The organism is Bradyrhizobium sp. HKCCYLS1011, assembly GCF_051167795.1.
Taxonomy (GTDB): domain Bacteria; phylum Pseudomonadota; class Alphaproteobacteria; order Rhizobiales; family Xanthobacteraceae; genus Bradyrhizobium.
This window is the reverse complement of sequence record NZ_JBNPTT010000001.1, coordinates 742,392-757,090: the sequence shown is the minus strand read 5'-3', so window position 1 is coordinate 757,090 and position 14,699 is coordinate 742,392. Positions and strand designations below refer to the sequence as shown.

Below are 14,699 nucleotides of genomic sequence, written 5' to 3'. Positions count from 1 at the left end.
GCAAGTGCCCGCTTTCCGCGGCCCGCGAAGCGACGATGCCGCGCTGCTGCACAGACTTGGAAAAATCGGCACTGGTCCTGCACCCTAGCCAGCCGGCCGGGTAGCGGGCATCGGATTTGGCGATTGCCCAGCATTTTATGCCGTATCAAAGGAAGGCTGCGAAACGTTGTTTTGCCTGGATTATCATTGACGGCGATAACCGGAATGGCTCGGCGGGAGGCAAGAAAATACGGTTTTGGCACGAACATTGCCAAATATTATGCTGTCAGCGCGCAAAGCCCATCACCCGGCGAAGGACATCGGCCATGAAGCTGGATCGGATCGACATCAAGATCCTCCACGAACTGCAGAAGAACGGTCGCATTACCAATGTCGAGCTCGCCGAACTCGTCAGCCTGTCCCCGAGCCCCTGTCTCATCCGGGTGAAAAAGCTGCAGGCGGAAGGCTATATCGACGGCTACTCGGCCCAGATCAACATGACCAAGCTTGGCCAGACGCTGACGGTGTTTACCGAGGTGACGCTGAAGAACCACCGGCAGATCGATTTTGCGCGATTTCTGACCGCGGTGGACAAGATCGAGCAACTGATCGAATGCCATCTGGTCTCGGGCGGCTATGACTACATGATGAAATTCGTGACTGCTGGAATCGCCGAGTACCAAGTGATCATGGAGCGGCTGACCGACATGGATATCGGGATCGACAAATATTTCAGCTACGTCGTGCTGAAATCGCCGATCGTCCGCTCTCATATGCCGCTCACCAGCTTGTTCCCGCTGTGAACGGCCGGCTTCCATGAGCTGACCTGATGGGCCGTGCTGAGTGCTAGCAATATGTGCGCACCTGTTTGGCGCCTTGCCGCAAGGTGTCGAGCCAGGTCGGGTCGAGCTTGGGGACCGAGGAGAACAGCAGTTGGGTGTAGGGGTGTTGCGGGGCATTCACGCTGGCCGGCGTGAGCTCCTCCACCTTCTGACCGCGATACATGACGATGATCTCATCGCAGATCGCCTCGACGACGGAAAGGTCGTGGCTGATGAAGAGGTAGGACAGTCCGAGCTCGCGCTGCAACTCCTTCAGCAGATCGATCACGGCCGCGGCAACGACCGCATCGAGCGCCGAGGTGATCTCGTCGCACAGGATCAGCATGGGCTCGGCGGCCAGCGCACGCGCGAAGTTCACGCGCTGCTTTTGGCCGCCGGACAATTCGCCCGGCAGGCGCCGGCGCACAGCCTTCGGGAGGTGAACCAGGTCGAGAAGCTGGTCGATGCGCGCATCGCGCGCCTTGCCCTTCATGTGATGATAAAAGGTCAAGGGGCGGCCCAAAATGTCCTCGACGGATTTCGCCGGGTTCAGGGCGGTGTCAGCATGCTGGAACACGATCTGAATCTGACGCAGTTGATCGCGCGTGCGGTCACGGACATTCCTGCCTAGTTCCCGGCCATTGAAGGTGATGTTGCCGTCATAGCCCGGAAGGATACCGGCGATGGCACGCGCAAGCGTCGACTTGCCGCAGCCGGACTCGCCGATGATGCCGAGGTTGCGACCACTTTTCACACTGAGATTGATCGCCTCGATGGCCTTGACCAGTGGCCGTCCACTTTGCTTTGGGCCGTATCCGGCGGTCAGCTGTTCGACCAGAAGCAGCGGATGCCCGCCGGTGTCATCGCCGTCGGGCGCGCGCGCGTGGGTTTTCGGCTCGAAAGCTGCCAGCAATTCCCGTGTATATGGATGCTGCGGCTGCTCCAGAATCTCCCTGGTCGTGCCGCTCTCTTGGATCTCACCGCCTTTCAAGACGACAATCCGATCGGCGATCTGCGCGACGACGGCGAGATCATGGGAAACATAGATGCAAGCGACGCGCCTCTCGGCTGTGACGGCCTTGAAGGCGCGTAAGACCTCCACTTGGGTCGTCACGTCAAGCGCGGTCGTCGGTTCGTCGAAGATCACGACCTTCGGGTCGCCGATCAGGGCCATGGCGGCCGCAAGGCGCTGGAGCTGGCCGCCGGAGACCTCATGGGGATAGCGGTCGCCGATGCTGTCCGGCTGCGGCAGCGACAGGGCCTTGAACAGGCCGATGGCCTTGGCTCGCGCAGATGCAGGCGACATCAATTTGTGGATCCGCGTCACCTCGATCACCTGGTCCATGATGGTGATGGCCGGATTGAAGGCGGCGGCGGCACTCTGGGGCACGTAGGCGACCTTGGCACCGCGAAGGGCGGCGCGTTTGTTTTCCGGCAGGGCAACCATGTCGGTGCCGTCGATCCGAACTTCGCCGCCTGAGATCCTCAGGCCCGGCCTGGCATAGCCGATGATGGTCATCGCGATTGTGGTCTTGCCGGAGCCGCTCTCGCCAATCAAGGCCAGGACCTCGCCCTCCGCGATGTCGAGACTGACACCCTTGATGACCTCCACGCGTCGGCCCGCATCAGTGGTGGCCTCGACCTTCAGATCGCGGATCTGGACGAGACTTGTCATGCTTCGGCGCCCCGGTCGCGGATCTTGCTCGGCAGGTTGTCGATCAGGAGATTGACGCTGATCGTGAGACTTGCGATCGCGAGCGAAGGAAAGATCACCGCCGGCGCGCCATAGGGCACGCCACCGATATTCTCGCGCACCAGCGCGCCCCAATCGGCATAAGGAGGCTGCACACCTAGTCCGAGGAAGGAGAGGCCGGACAGCAGCAGAACGATGAAGACGAAGCGCAGGCCGAGGTCGGCGAGGACAGGGCCGAGAATGTTGGGCAGGATTTCGGCGCCGATCAGATAGAAGATGCTTTCGCCGCGGATCCGGGCGACGACCATGAAATCCATCGTATTGACGTTGACCGCGAGTGCGCGGGCGAACCGGTAGGCGCCCGGCGTGTATATGACCGACAGCGTCACGATCAGCACGGGGATGGACGAGCCGACGGCGGCGACCACGACAAGGCCGAACAGCTTGCTCGGGATCGAGTTCAAGGCATCGAGGAGACGGCTGAGGATCATATCCAGCCAGCCGCCGCTGACCGCCGCGATCATGCCGAGAACGATTCCGGTGAAGCCGGCGAGGGTGAGGGCGACCACGGAGATGCCGACCGTGTAGCGCGCGCCCATCATGATGCGGGAGAACATGTCCCGGCCTAGATAGTCGGAGCCGAACCACAGTTCTCGACTCATGGGTCCGAAATAATCGGTGTCGACGATCTCGCCGACCGAATGCGGAATGAGGTAAGGCGCGAGCGCCGCGACCACGGCCCAGAAGAGAACGACCGTCAGGCCGACCAGGCCGACCAGATTGATCCGATAGGCGGATCGTCCAGTGGGGGAGGGGGCCGAAACGTCCGTCATCAAAGCCTCGGATTGGAAAGGATGGCAACGATGTCGGCCATCGTGGTGAGCAGAAGATAACCGAGGCAAAAGATCATGGCGCAGGTCTGGATCAGCGGAAGATCGCGGGTGGACACGGCATCCACCATCAGCTTTGCGATGCCGGGATAGTTGAAAATCGTCTCCACGATGATCACGCCGCCGAGCAGATAGGACAGTGAGAGCGCAACTGCGTTCGCGATCGGACCGAGCGCGTTGGGCAATGCGTGCCTCAGCACCAGCCGCGGTCGTGACGCCCCTTTCAGGAGCGCCATTTCCAGGTAGGGCGTATTGAGCGTCTCCACGACAGCCGCACGGCTCATGCGGATCATCTGGGCGGTGACAACGAAAGTGAGAGTCACGACGGGCATCGCGTAAGCGCGTAGCGCGTCGTGGAACGATCTGATCTCGCTGGTGAAGGAAAGGGCCGGCAGCCATTTCAGGTAAACCGCGAACAGCAGCACCGCCAACGTCGCGATCATGAACTCCGGGACCGAGATGATGCCGATGGTGGCGACTGTAACGATCCGATCGTAGAGCGTGCCGCGCCATATCGCGGCGGTGATGCCGAGTGAAAGTGCAAATGGAACAGAAACCGCCGCCGTCAATCCGGCCAGCTTCATCGTGTTGACAAAACGTCCGCCGATCAGGCTGGCGACCGGCTTGTTATTGGCATAGGAAGTGCCGAAATCACCTTGCATCAGGCCGGCGATCCATCTGAGGAAGCGGACATACGCCGGATCATTGAGGTGCATCGCGTTGCGCAAGCCCGCGACGGCTTCCGGAGTCGCGGACTGCCCGAGAAGGATTGTCGCGGTGTCGCCGGGCAGAAGAGCGGTCGCAAAGAAGACGGCGAATGACACGATCACAAGCGTGACCACTGCGATGAGCAGGCGGCTCACGACGAGTGATGGGATCCGTGTTCTCACATTCGCGCCCCGATTCGAGATCCCGTCATCATGTCGGACTGCACGCGCCAGACAGCGCCCGGCCCGAAGGTCCGGCGAGCGGCCGCCTCAGGCCGTCAGCCACACATATTCGGCGAACGCGTAGCCCATCATGCCGCCGAGCGGATTGGGCTCCAATCCCTGCAGCTTGGCAGTCGTGGCATCCACGTTCGAGAGGTAGGCCGGGATGATCGTGCCGGCCTGCTCGGCGACCATGACCTGCATGTCATTGTAGATCTCGCGGCGCTTGGCCTGATCGAGCGAGCTGCGGGCCTCGATCAGCATCGAGTCGAACTTTTCCGACTTGTAACGGCTTTCGTTCCACGCGGCATCGGATGCATAGAGCAGCGAGAACAGGATATCCGCCGTGGGGCGCGCGTTGATATTGCCGAAATGCACCGGAGATTTCAGCCAATAATTGCTCCAATAGCCGTCGGAGGGCACACGCTGCACGTCGAGCTTCATGCCGATCTCCGCAGCGGTCGCCTGGACGAGCAAGGCCATGTCGATCGATGAGCTGACAGCCTCGGATGCGACCACCGGAATGGTTTGTCCATACACGCCGGCCTTCTGGAAATGGAACTTGGCCTTGTCAGGATCAAACGGCTTCGGCCTGAGATTGGCATTGTGGAAGAATTGAGTCGGCGGTACCGGCTGATCATTGCCGATCACGCCGAGGCCACGGATCGCCGACTTGATGATCTGCTCCCGGTTGATCAGGTGCTTCATGCCGTCGACAAAATCCCGGCTACTACCGGGTGCCATGTCCAGGCGGATGTTCAGGTCCGTATAGGTGCCCGAGGTTGTCTTCGAGAGCACGAAGCCGTCCTTGCCGTCGAACAGGCGCAACGAACGCGGATTGATCGCGGCGGCCAGCTGAATATCGCCGGACAGCAAGGCGTTGACGCGGGCATTCTCGTCAGGGATGGCGAAGAACTCGATCGAGTCCAGATACGGGCCATTCTTGAAATAGTTGGGATTGCGGACGCCGATCGAGCGTACGCTCGGTTCGAACAGCTCGCGCTTGAACGCGCCCGTGCCGTTGCCCAGAGAGAAGTCGGTGGTGCCATCGGCGACGATCAGGAAGTGATGCATGGACAGGATCGTCGGCAGATCGGCGTTGGGGCTCGCCAATGTGATCTCGATCGTGGTCTTGTCGACGGCCTTGAAGCCTGCCATTTGCGCCGCGATCTTCGCGACCTTCGATCCCGTCGCGGGATCGAGGTGGCGTTTCAGCGAGAAGATGACGTCATCGGCCGTCAGCTCCTTGCCGCTATGAAAGGTGATGCCTTTCTTCAGTTTCACCGTCCAGGTCTGGGCATCCTTCGACTCGATCGCGTCCGCAAGCTCCATCTGAGGAACGCCCGACTGATCGAGGAAGGTCAGCCGGTTGTAGAAGGAGCAGCAGCGCACATAGTCGGTGGAGAACGATGCCTTGGCCGGGTCGAGGGTATCGGCCGTCGAGGAGGACCAGCCGGCCGCCTTGAGTGCACCGCCCTTGACCGGCGTTGCGGCTGCGGCGCGTGAGGCGCGGCCGAGAACGGTGCCTGCGGCCGCGAGCGCGACGCCATTGGCGACCATCAGCTTCAAGAGGTCACGGCGGGAAGCTCCACTTCGGATGGCGGTCTCCAGCATCGCGTCATCGGAACGGGACCAATGCGTGATCGTGTCGCTCATGTCCTTCCCCTCTTGTTGCACCGATGACGCTTCGACCGGTGTCGTCAGCCGGTCATGGCATCGCCGATCTTGCCTCGGCTTCCACGGCATCGGCCAGATCCGCCAGCGAGATGAAATGGTAGTCCGGCTTGGTGAACTCGGCCGGCTCGATCGTTCCGCCATAGCCCTTCTGCCCATGACGGCGCTCGATCCAGCAATTGGTCAGGCCGAGTTTCCGGGAGATACCGATGTCGTGATACTGGCTCTGCGCCACATGCAGGATCTGGGCCTTGCTGCCCCCATCAACGGCAACATAAGCGAACACGGCTTCGAAAAAGGCCGGATCCGGTTTCTCCGTGCCGGTCTCGTCCGGCGTGAACGTCGCATAGAAGGGCGCGCCCAGCTCTTTCTCGAAATGGTCGAGCGCCCAGCGGCGCGCATTCGTCATGGCGATCAGTTTGTACCGTCTCGCAAGCCGAGCGAGTGCCGCGCCGCTATCGGGAAAGGCTTTCCAGGTCCTGGCCGAATCTCGAAAGCGTTCGGCCAGATGCCGGTCCTGGGGCAGGCCAAGTTTCGGCGCGATGACCCCGTAGACTCTCACGAGATCATCGGGGAAGAGATCCGTAGCCTCGTCATAGCGCGCGGCGCGGTAAAGCGCCAAAGCCTGCTCGCCGTCGATAGCCGTTCCTGCTTCGGTCGCGATCTCGGAAAGGCATCCTTTGATGCCGCTTTCGAAGTCGATCAGCGTGCCGACGACGTCGAACGTCATATATTTGAATCTGCCAAGACCAGTGTCCAACGCTTTACCCTCGTGCCTCGTTTGAGGCGGCCGTTAGCTCGGCAGAAGATTCTGCCGGATCGACATGTCGGTCCAGGTGCGCGCGCTCCGGCTCTTGTGTTGAAAACGGCCGTTTTCGCGTGGCTTGCGACGTTTTTTTCACCAAGAGTGTCGCGAGTTGGTCTTGAGCGAAGTCCCTGAAATGCACCGGCCGCACGGCAGAAAATTGCAAATTTGGCCGGCTCCGCAACATTTCGATTCTCTGCCCCGGTGGGGATCATCTGGCACGTGAGCGCATCGCCTCGCGCACGTCGGGGTCGGCAAGGGTTTGATCGAGCGTCATTTGCGTCCGGTCCAGGATCGCGTCGATGTCGGCGTCGGTGCAGCACAGTGGCGGCGCATAGCCCAGCACGCCGGTCGGGAAGGCGCGGATGACGAGACCGTTCGACCAGGCGCGGTCGAAGATGCGTCGCGAGGGATCGGCGGCCGCGGGCAGGGGCGTTTTGCGCTCCTTGTCCACGACCAACTCCAGCGCAGCCAGCATGCCCCGTCCGCGTACGTCGCCGACGAGCGGATGATCCTTCAAGGACCTAAGCCCAGCCATCAGCCGGGCACCCGCTTTCACGCCGTTCTCCAGGAGACCGTTCTCATAGAGGCGCAAGACCTCGAGCCCCACGGCGGCACTGACCGGATGGGCCGAATAGGTATAGCCGTGGCCGACGGCAGATGCGCCCGCGCCGTCGGCGATGGTGTTGTAGACATGGTCTGACATCAACACCGCGCCCATGGGAACGTAGCCCGAGGTCAGTCCCTTGGCGACGGTCATGAAGTCCGGAACGATGTCCTCCTCGGTGCACGCAAAGAGCGGCCCAGTGCGGCCGAACCCGGTGATCACCTCATCGGCGACAAAGAGGATGCCGCGCGCCTTGCAGAAGTCGCGGATGGCTTTCATCCAACCCGTCGGCGGCACCAGGACGCCGCCTGAGCCTTGGATGGGCTCGGCATAGAAGGCCGCACAGCGCTCGAGGCCGCCGATCTCAGCGATCTTTGTCTCGAGCGCTGCAATCGAGGTCGCGATGATGGCGCGATCGTCAGGCCCGGCGGGATTGCGATAGACATAGTGGGACGGGATCGTGTGCTGCCAGGTGAACGGCACGCCGAAACCGGCATGGAAGGCGGGCAAGGCGGTGAGCCCCGCACCCACGGTCGAGGAGCCGTGATAGCCGCTTTGCAGCGAAATGAACTGATCGCGTTCCGGTTTGCCCAGCGCGTGCCAGTAGTAGCGGATGAAGCGGACCGTGCTGTCGACTGCGTCTGAGCCGCCGAGGGTGAAATACACGTGGTTGAGGTCGCCGGGCGCGCGGTCCGCCAACTCTGCGGCGAGCCGGATCGCGGGCTCCGAGCCCAAGCTGAAATAACCGGTCGCATAAGGCAGCTCGCGCATCTGCCGGGTTGCTGCGGCGACGATGCTGTCCTGCCCGTAGCCGGCGTTGACACACCACAGGCCGGCGAAGCCGTCCACGAGTTGGTGGCCAGTGGCGTCCGTGACGGTCGCCCCCTTGGCCGAGGTCAGAACCCGCACGCCGGACGCCTCGTGGCCATGGTAGGAGGCCACCGGATGAATCAAATGAGCGCGATCGAGTTCGATGAGCGAGTTGCTTAGCATGACTTTCTCTTGTCTATCCGAGAGCCTGGTTGGCGAGCGCGAAGGTGGTGAAGGGAGCAGCAGACTGGGCGACGACGGGCCGGCGCATGGCGATGCCGCCGCCGACATGATCCAGTCCCTGGTCGATCAACCATGGTCCGAGCCCGGTCGTGATGTCCGTGTCTAACCTCACGAACCTGCCGGCGCGCGCCGCGAGGACATGAGCGATCAGGGCCTTGGCATCGCCGATGTCCCTGGCCACGACGGGACCGATGACTTCGCCACGCCCGAATGGACGCAGCACGGCAAAGCCCGCGGGTGTCCCGGCCCGATCGAGCACTGCGAAGCTGCCGATCTTGGCGAGATGGGAGATGAGATCTGCCCGGTCCGCACCAAACGCCACGCGGTCGAGTTCGATAGCGGCCGGAATCTCGGTGGCGGTGATCGGGCGTATGGCCGCTGGCAGGGGACAGGATCGTGCGATGCCCTGATGCTGCGCGATCACGCCGGTCCTTTCGAAATTCAGCTTCTGATAAAGCGACAGGCCGTCGTCGGTTGCGACGAGCCGCAGCGGACGATTGCCGGCGAGCGCGAGCGCCGCCTCCATCAGCTTGCGCCCCAGCCCACGCCCGCGCGCGGCCTCCGCCACAAGCACCATGTTGATGGTCGCTGCATCGTCCCGATATGGCGTCAGCAGCACGGTGCCGATGAGCTCGCTTCTTGGGTGCGAAACGGCAGCAAATCCCGTGCTCAGCGCAAACGCCGTCTGCCAGTCTTCGATCCGATGCGGCCATCCGGCCTGCTGCGAGAGAGCGAGTGCTCCCTCAAGGTGCTCCGGACCGAAGGCGACAAGCTCGATCGCTTCCGCTGTCATAGTGAGGCCGCTTCCTTTCTCTGCGCGCGACGGCCCCAAGTCTTAGGCGTTCCGATCTGGCAGATCTCCTGAAGCGCGGCCTGTGGACGACATCTTCCGCCGCAGCATCGGACAAAGCAGCATCTTATGCCGATCCACCGGCCTAAGATTGCCGGCGGCTCGAGACAGCCATTCCCGTTGCCTGGATGAGGATGATGAGCTCTTTCCGTCCCAAATACGTGACGTTCGATTGCTACGGAACGCTGACCAATTTCCAGATGGCCGAGGCCGCCCGCGACCTCTACGGCGCTGTTCTGGAGGAGGCGGCCATCGTGGATTTCATCAGGGATTTCGCCGCTTACCGGCTGGACGAAATCCTGGGCGACTGGAAGCCCTACGCCGATGTCATCTCGAATGCGCTTGAGCGCGCCTGCAAGAAGAACCACGTCGCCTTCAAGCCCGAGCACGGAGAGACGGTGTATGCGCGCGTGCCGACCTGGGGGCCTCACCCGGATGTGCCGGCTGGCCTCGCCAAGGTCGCAAAGGAGATTCCGCTCGTCATCCTGTCCAATGCGATGAACGCGCAGATCGGCTCGAACGTCGCCAAGCTCGGTGCCCCCTTCCACGCGGTCTATACGGCGGAGCAGGCGAACGCCTATAAGCCGCGGATGAAGGCCTTCGAATACATGCTCGACAGGCTCGGTTGCGGGCCGGAGGACATCGTGCACTGTTCGTCGTCCTTTCGCTACGATCTCATGACCGCGCACGACCTCGGCATCAGGAACAAGGTCTGGGTCAATCGCCGTCACGAGCCGGCCAATCCCTATTACGGCTATGTGGAGATCGAGAACATCTCCGGGTTGCCCGGCGTGTTCGGACTCTGACGCAAGGATGGCCGCGATGAAGTATGTGTCTTACTGGCACGACACGGCTCCGACCTTTTCTGGCGGGGCCGATGGTCGGGTCGAGGGACATTATGATGTCGCGATCATCGGCGGCGGCTTCACCGGGCTCGCCGCGGCGCGCCAACTGGCCAAGGCCGGCGCCGGCGTCGTCGTGCTGGAGGCGGGCCGGGTCGGCGGCGGCGCGTCGGGTCGCAACGGCGGACACCTCAATAATGGGCTTGCCCATAGCTATCTCGCAGCCAAGGCGGAGCTCGGCAAGGAGCGCGCCATCGCGCTCTACCGTGCGCTCGATGACTCCATCGACACGCTCGAGGCATTGATCACGGAGGAGGGGATCGACTGCAACTTCCGACGCGCCGGCAAGCTGAAACTCGCTTCCAAGCCGAAGCACTTCGACAGCATCACCAGGAATTTCGAGGCGGTCCACCGCGAGGTGGATCCCGACACGGCGCTGCTCACAGCAAGCGATCTGAGGTCCGAGATCGGCGCGCGGTTCTTTGGCGCGATGCTCTCGAAGAAGAGCGCGATGATGCATATGGGCCGCTATGCGGTCGGATTGGCGCAAGCCGCAACGCGCCGGGGCGCCGTCATCCATGAGAACGCCACGGTCACGGACGCGGCGCGCGAGGGCAAGCGCCACCGCCTGACGACCGCGCGCGGGACCGTGACCGCGGAGCAGGTGCTGCTCGCGACGGGCGCCTATACGACGGCGAATTTTGGCTATTTCCGCCGACGCATCATGGCGGTCGGCAGCTTCATCATCGCCACGCGGCCGCTCACCGCGGCGGAGGCCGCTTCGGTCATGCCGGGCAACCGAACCTGCGTGACCTCGATGAATGTCGGCAACTACTTCCGGCTCGCGCCGGACAACCGGCTGATCTTCGGCGGCCGGGCGCGCTTTTCCGCCACCTCCGACCAGCGCTCGGACGCCAAGAGCGGCGCCATCCTGATGGACAGTCTTGCGGGCATCTTCCCGCAGCTGTCGGGTGTCGAGATCGACTATTGCTGGGGCGGGCTGGTCGACATCACCAGGGACCGCTATCCGCGCGCCGGCTACCACGACGGCCTCTGGTACGCCATGGGCTATTCCGGCCATGGCGCGCAGCTCTCCACCCATCTCGGGATGATCATGGCGGACGCGATGCTCGGCCGCGAGGATCGGAATCCGATGAAGGGCGTGGAGTGGCCCGCCGTGCCCGGCCATTTCGGCAAGCCGTGGTTTCTGCCGTTCGTGGGGCTGTATTACAAGGCGCTCGATCGCATTCAATGACAGCGATCGGGGCCGAGGGTCGGTGTCGGCCCACCGATATGAAACGTCTTCATATTCGGATAGTCTTCGCGACCACTCAGGATGAGCGGAGTTGGAGTGTCGCGGCCTGCTCGCGCCTGACGTGGTCGAAGAGGACAGTATGGACAGCTCCGTTTCTCACTCACTTGCGATCGATGCCTTCGCGGTGCGTCTGTCCGATATCGGTGCGGTCGATCTCGACCAGTTGCACGCGCTCTCGATCGGCGTCGGCTGGCCGCACCGTGACGAGGACTGGCAGTTCCTGCGCAATGTCGGAGACGGCATCGCCGCGTCGGACGAGATCGGGCGCGTGCTGGGATCGGCGATGTGGTTTCCACATGGATCGGGCTTTGCCACCATCGGCATGGTCATCACGTCGCCTCGTCTTCAGTCGCTGGGCGCCGGCGAGCTGCTGATGCGACGTGTCCTGGAACAGCAGCAGGGACGCGAGCTTCGTCTGAATGCGACGCGTGCTGCGCGGCGGCTCTATCTGTCGCTCGATTTCCGCCCTGAGAGGACGGTGTTCCAGTGCCAGGGCGAAGCGCGCGTGCCGCGGCAGACTCATGTCGTGCCGCCGGGTGCCGAATTGCGCCGTCTCCAGCAGGCGGACCTTGCCGCGATCGTTGAACTGGACGCGCAGGCGTTTGGCGTGCCACGTCGGGCACTGCTCGCTGCGCTGGTTCAGGAGTCGGTCGGCTTCGGCCTGTTCCGCGTCGGCCGACTGAATGCGTTCGCGCTCTGCCGCCGATTTGGCCGGGGCCATGTCGTCGGACCCGTGGCGGCATCGTGCGATGAGGATGCGCTCGCGGTGGTGGCCCCGCACGTCTCGGACCATGAGGGACGGTTCTTGAGACTGGATACGCAACTGAGAGAAGGGCAGTTCGGCACCTTCCTGTCGCAGTCCGGCCTGCGCGTTTTTGATACTGTCCTGACGATGTCGCTGGGCCGACAGTCCGCCGATCCCGGAAGCCGCAGCGGCGGTCAGCCCGTGACCTATGCGCTCGCAAGTCACGCGCTCGGCTGACCAGCCCGGGACCGCAACAAGCAAATGTGCGGCGCCCATGTGATGTCACGGCATCGCGTTCTCGCGGCCGGAACGGCCCGAGCTCTGCTGAGAACAAGACCCTCTTGATGGGAGAGGGTGCAGGGAATGCCGGGTGATGGCCTCACCCATGGCCCGCCTGCAGCAAGAAAAGCAGGCGGCAGTCACCACAGGTGCCGCCGGATCAACCCGGCATTCCCTGCGCGGATGGCTTTACGGCTTATACGCGCTCTCCTCGGGGACCGGCTTTCTTGCCCCCGTATCCGCGCGAGGCGAACCTCGTCGCGTCGCGACAACGCTGACGCGTTGCGCGGGCATCAGCACCGGGATGCCAGGACCACACGATTTCGCCGTGCGTATCAGGTCGTTCGTCGGCATGAATGATCACGCTGCAACCCGACACGCCCGCCGCATCCCGCACTCCACGTTCGTGACGACCGCGATACGTCCCTCTTGATCGAGGCAGGACGGCGAGGATAAGACCATGATTTCGGAAAAAACGAAAGTGAAATATTTTTGCCGGAAGGGCTGGACATCAGGCGCAAATCAGTTGGTGCGGCAAATGTAGGATGGGTAGAGCGCTAGCGAAACCCATCGTGATTGCTCCAAGGGAAGAGAAGTGATGGGTTTCGCTGCGCTCTACCCATCCTACACACTCGCCTCGACAGCAGCCGCGACAATCACTTCGGTCCGGGATTGGCCCTTTGTTGTCTCGTCGATTCCTGCTTCCCGCCCGCATGCGCATCCAGATAGGTCAGCGCTGCCTTCAGCTGAGCGTCGTCGGGCTTGCCGATGAGGTCCGCCTTGATCGGCGCCGACGTGGTGGATTTGACTTGCGACGCTGCGGCCTGCGGCGCGCCCGCGCCAGGGGCCTGCTTGAGCGGTCCGGGATTCTTGAACGCGCCTTGCAGCGCGGCTTCGCGCAGCAGCGGGCCGCCGCTGATCTGCTGGTCCTTCGGCGCTTCGACGACCACATCAGGCGCGATGCCCTCATCCTGAATGGAGCGGCCCGAGGGCGTGTAGTAGAGCGCGGTCGTCAGCCGCACCGCGCCGTGTCCTTTCAGGGGCACGATGGTCTGCACCGAGCCTTTGCCGAAACTTTGCGTACCCATGATCGTGGCGCGGTGCCGGTCCTGCAGGGCACCGGCGACGATCTCCGAGGCCGACGCGGAGGCGCCATTGATCAGCACGACGACGGGGACGCCGGGCAGCATGTCGCCATGTGCGGGCGCATCGAAGCTGTGCTGATCGTCCGTATGCCGGCCATGGATGCTGACCACCGATCCGCCGTCGAGCAGATCGCCGGCAACGTCGACGGCTGCGGTCAACAGCCCGCCCGGGTCGTCGCGCAGGTCGATGACGAGGCCCTTCACGCCGCCGTTGGCGTTGCGCTTGAAATCGGTGATTGCCTTCTTGAAGCTGTCAGACGTATCGCCGCCGAACTGGGTGATCCTGATATAGCCAATGCCGTCGGGCTTGAGCTCCGGTTTGACGGACGCGACCTTGATGATCTCCCGGGTCAGCGTGACATCGAACGGGTCCTGCTTGCCGCGCAGGATGCTGATGGTCACGTTCGAGCCGGGATCGCCGCGCAACTGGTCGACCACCTTCTGCAGGCTGACCCCCAGTGTGCTGGTGTGGTCGATCGTCACGATCAGATCGCCCGGTTCGAGTTTCGCGCGCGCGGCCGGGGTTCCATCGATCGGCGCGATGATCTTGGGCACGCCATCCTGCTCGGATATCTGCATGCCGAGCCCGCCGAATTTCCCGGCGGTGTCGGCCTGGGAGTCCTTGAATTCCTGTTCGTCCATGTAATCGGAGTGCGGATCGAGGCGATTGAGCATCCCCTTGAGCGCGTCCTTGACCAGCTCGTCGGAGCCGACCGGATGGACGTAATCGTTGCGGACGAGCTGGATCACGCCGGCGAGCACCGCGAAATCCTGCCCGGTGAGGCCGCTCTCCTGAACGGCAACCGCCGCGACCAGGGGGACGGCGATCGCGCTTGCGCCCGCAATGAAACCGGCGATCAGCAATCGGGATTTGATCATGACCGTATTGTGTCCTTAAGGAGTTGACGCACCTCGCCCTGCAGGAACGGGCGAACGGGAACTTTGTTTCAGCCAGAAAAGCCGGCTGGCGGCGCAAATTGCGTTAGCGGCCGATCAAAAGGATGGCCGGCTTCGGACGCCATACCGCCCCAGCCGAGTGGTCGGCAAATTACGCTTTGCTCATCTGCGGGCG

At 62.9% G+C, this 14,699-nt stretch carries 12 protein-coding genes; 4 read left to right on the top strand and 8 right to left on the bottom strand.

Going from position 1 to position 14,699, the window contains the following annotated elements; genetic code table 11:
- Nucleotides 1-305 precede the first annotated feature (305 nt).
- The gene (locus ACQR1W_RS03465; RefSeq protein WP_434849495.1) at nt 306-782 is read left to right on the top strand and encodes an Lrp/AsnC family transcriptional regulator; all 477 of its coding nucleotides are present in this window, start codon (nt 306-308) and stop codon (nt 780-782) included.
- 43 nt (nt 783-825) lie between these two features.
- Here the strand turns inward: ACQR1W_RS03465 and ACQR1W_RS03460 are convergent, their stop codons facing one another.
- The 7 genes from ACQR1W_RS03460 to ACQR1W_RS03430 form a co-directional block, all read right to left on the bottom strand.
- A complete protein-coding gene (locus tag ACQR1W_RS03460) occupies nt 826-2,475 on the bottom strand; it encodes an ABC transporter ATP-binding protein (protein WP_434849494.1) in 1,650 nt (549 codons plus the stop codon).
- Nucleotides 2,472-3,326: an ABC transporter permease gene (locus ACQR1W_RS03455; RefSeq protein ID WP_434849493.1), complete on the bottom strand. Its 855-nt coding sequence runs from the start codon at nt 3,324-3,326 to the stop codon at nt 2,472-2,474. The genes ACQR1W_RS03460 and ACQR1W_RS03455 overlap by 4 nt, the downstream gene beginning before the upstream one ends.
- Complete coding sequence (locus ACQR1W_RS03450; protein WP_434849492.1) at nt 3,326-4,273, bottom strand: ABC transporter permease; 948 nt, start codon at nt 4,271-4,273, stop codon at nt 3,326-3,328. Before ACQR1W_RS03450 ends, ACQR1W_RS03455 begins: the two co-directional genes overlap by 1 nt.
- Before the next feature lie 87 nt (nt 4,274-4,360).
- The gene (locus ACQR1W_RS03445; RefSeq protein WP_434849491.1) at nt 4,361-5,968 is read right to left on the bottom strand and encodes an ABC transporter substrate-binding protein; all 1,608 of its coding nucleotides are present in this window, start codon (nt 5,966-5,968) and stop codon (nt 4,361-4,363) included.
- 52 nt (nt 5,969-6,020) lie between these two features.
- Nucleotides 6,021-6,716 (bottom strand): HAD-IA family hydrolase, encoded by a 696-nt coding sequence (locus ACQR1W_RS03440; RefSeq protein WP_434849490.1) that lies wholly within the window; start codon nt 6,714-6,716, stop codon nt 6,021-6,023.
- A gap of 286 nt (nt 6,717-7,002) precedes the next feature.
- The gene (locus ACQR1W_RS03435) at nt 7,003-8,391 is read right to left on the bottom strand and encodes an aspartate aminotransferase family protein (RefSeq protein WP_434849489.1); all 1,389 of its coding nucleotides are present in this window, start codon (nt 8,389-8,391) and stop codon (nt 7,003-7,005) included.
- Between the two features lie 13 nt (nt 8,392-8,404).
- The gene (locus ACQR1W_RS03430; protein ID WP_434849488.1) at nt 8,405-9,244 is read right to left on the bottom strand and encodes a GNAT family N-acetyltransferase; all 840 of its coding nucleotides are present in this window, start codon (nt 9,242-9,244) and stop codon (nt 8,405-8,407) included.
- 194 nt (nt 9,245-9,438) lie between these two features.
- Between ACQR1W_RS03430 and ACQR1W_RS03425 the strand changes: the two genes are divergently transcribed.
- The 3 genes from ACQR1W_RS03425 to ACQR1W_RS03415 all read left to right on the top strand — a co-directional run bounded on the left by ACQR1W_RS03425 (nt 9,439) and on the right by ACQR1W_RS03415 (nt 12,440).
- Nucleotides 9,439-10,107: a haloacid dehalogenase type II gene (locus tag ACQR1W_RS03425; protein ID WP_434849487.1), complete on the top strand. Its 669-nt coding sequence runs from the start codon at nt 9,439-9,441 to the stop codon at nt 10,105-10,107.
- A gap of 16 nt (nt 10,108-10,123) precedes the next feature.
- On the top strand, nt 10,124-11,398 hold the full coding sequence (locus ACQR1W_RS03420; RefSeq protein WP_434849486.1) for an NAD(P)/FAD-dependent oxidoreductase: 1,275 nt from the start codon (nt 10,124-10,126) through the stop codon (nt 11,396-11,398).
- A 139-nt stretch (nt 11,399-11,537) separates the two neighbouring features.
- Nucleotides 11,538-12,440 (top strand): GNAT family N-acetyltransferase, encoded by a 903-nt coding sequence (locus ACQR1W_RS03415; protein WP_434849485.1) that lies wholly within the window; start codon nt 11,538-11,540, stop codon nt 12,438-12,440.
- A 698-nt stretch (nt 12,441-13,138) separates the two neighbouring features.
- Here ACQR1W_RS03415 and ACQR1W_RS03410 read toward each other — a convergent pair.
- Nucleotides 13,139-14,506, bottom strand: coding sequence for a S41 family peptidase (locus ACQR1W_RS03410; protein WP_434849484.1), 1,368 nt, complete (start codon nt 14,504-14,506; stop codon nt 13,139-13,141).
- Nucleotides 14,507-14,699: the final 193 nt, after the last annotated feature.

Coding starts and splice junctions, on each gene's coding strand:
- ACQR1W_RS03465 (WP_434849495.1), top strand. CDS start 306: ATGAAGCTGGATCGGATCGACATCAAGATCCTCCACGAACTGCAGAAG.
- ACQR1W_RS03460 (WP_434849494.1), bottom strand. CDS start 2,475: ATGACAAGTCTCGTCCAGATCCGCGATCTGAAGGTCGAGGCCACCACT.
- ACQR1W_RS03455 (WP_434849493.1), bottom strand. CDS start 3,326: ATGACGGACGTTTCGGCCCCCTCCCCCACTGGACGATCCGCCTATCGG.
- ACQR1W_RS03410 (WP_434849484.1), bottom strand. CDS start 14,506: ATGATCAAATCCCGATTGCTGATCGCCGGTTTCATTGCGGGCGCAAGC.
- ACQR1W_RS03445 (WP_434849491.1), bottom strand. CDS start 5,968: ATGAGCGACACGATCACGCATTGGTCCCGTTCCGATGACGCGATGCTG.
- ACQR1W_RS03420 (WP_434849486.1), top strand. CDS start 10,124: ATGAAGTATGTGTCTTACTGGCACGACACGGCTCCGACCTTTTCTGGC.
- ACQR1W_RS03435 (WP_434849489.1), bottom strand. CDS start 8,391: ATGCTAAGCAACTCGCTCATCGAACTCGATCGCGCTCATTTGATTCAT.
- ACQR1W_RS03415 (WP_434849485.1), top strand. CDS start 11,538: ATGGACAGCTCCGTTTCTCACTCACTTGCGATCGATGCCTTCGCGGTG.
- ACQR1W_RS03430 (WP_434849488.1), bottom strand. CDS start 9,244: ATGACAGCGGAAGCGATCGAGCTTGTCGCCTTCGGTCCGGAGCACCTT.
- ACQR1W_RS03425 (WP_434849487.1), top strand. CDS start 9,439: ATGAGCTCTTTCCGTCCCAAATACGTGACGTTCGATTGCTACGGAACG.
- ACQR1W_RS03440 (WP_434849490.1), bottom strand. CDS start 6,716: ATGACGTTCGACGTCGTCGGCACGCTGATCGACTTCGAAAGCGGCATC.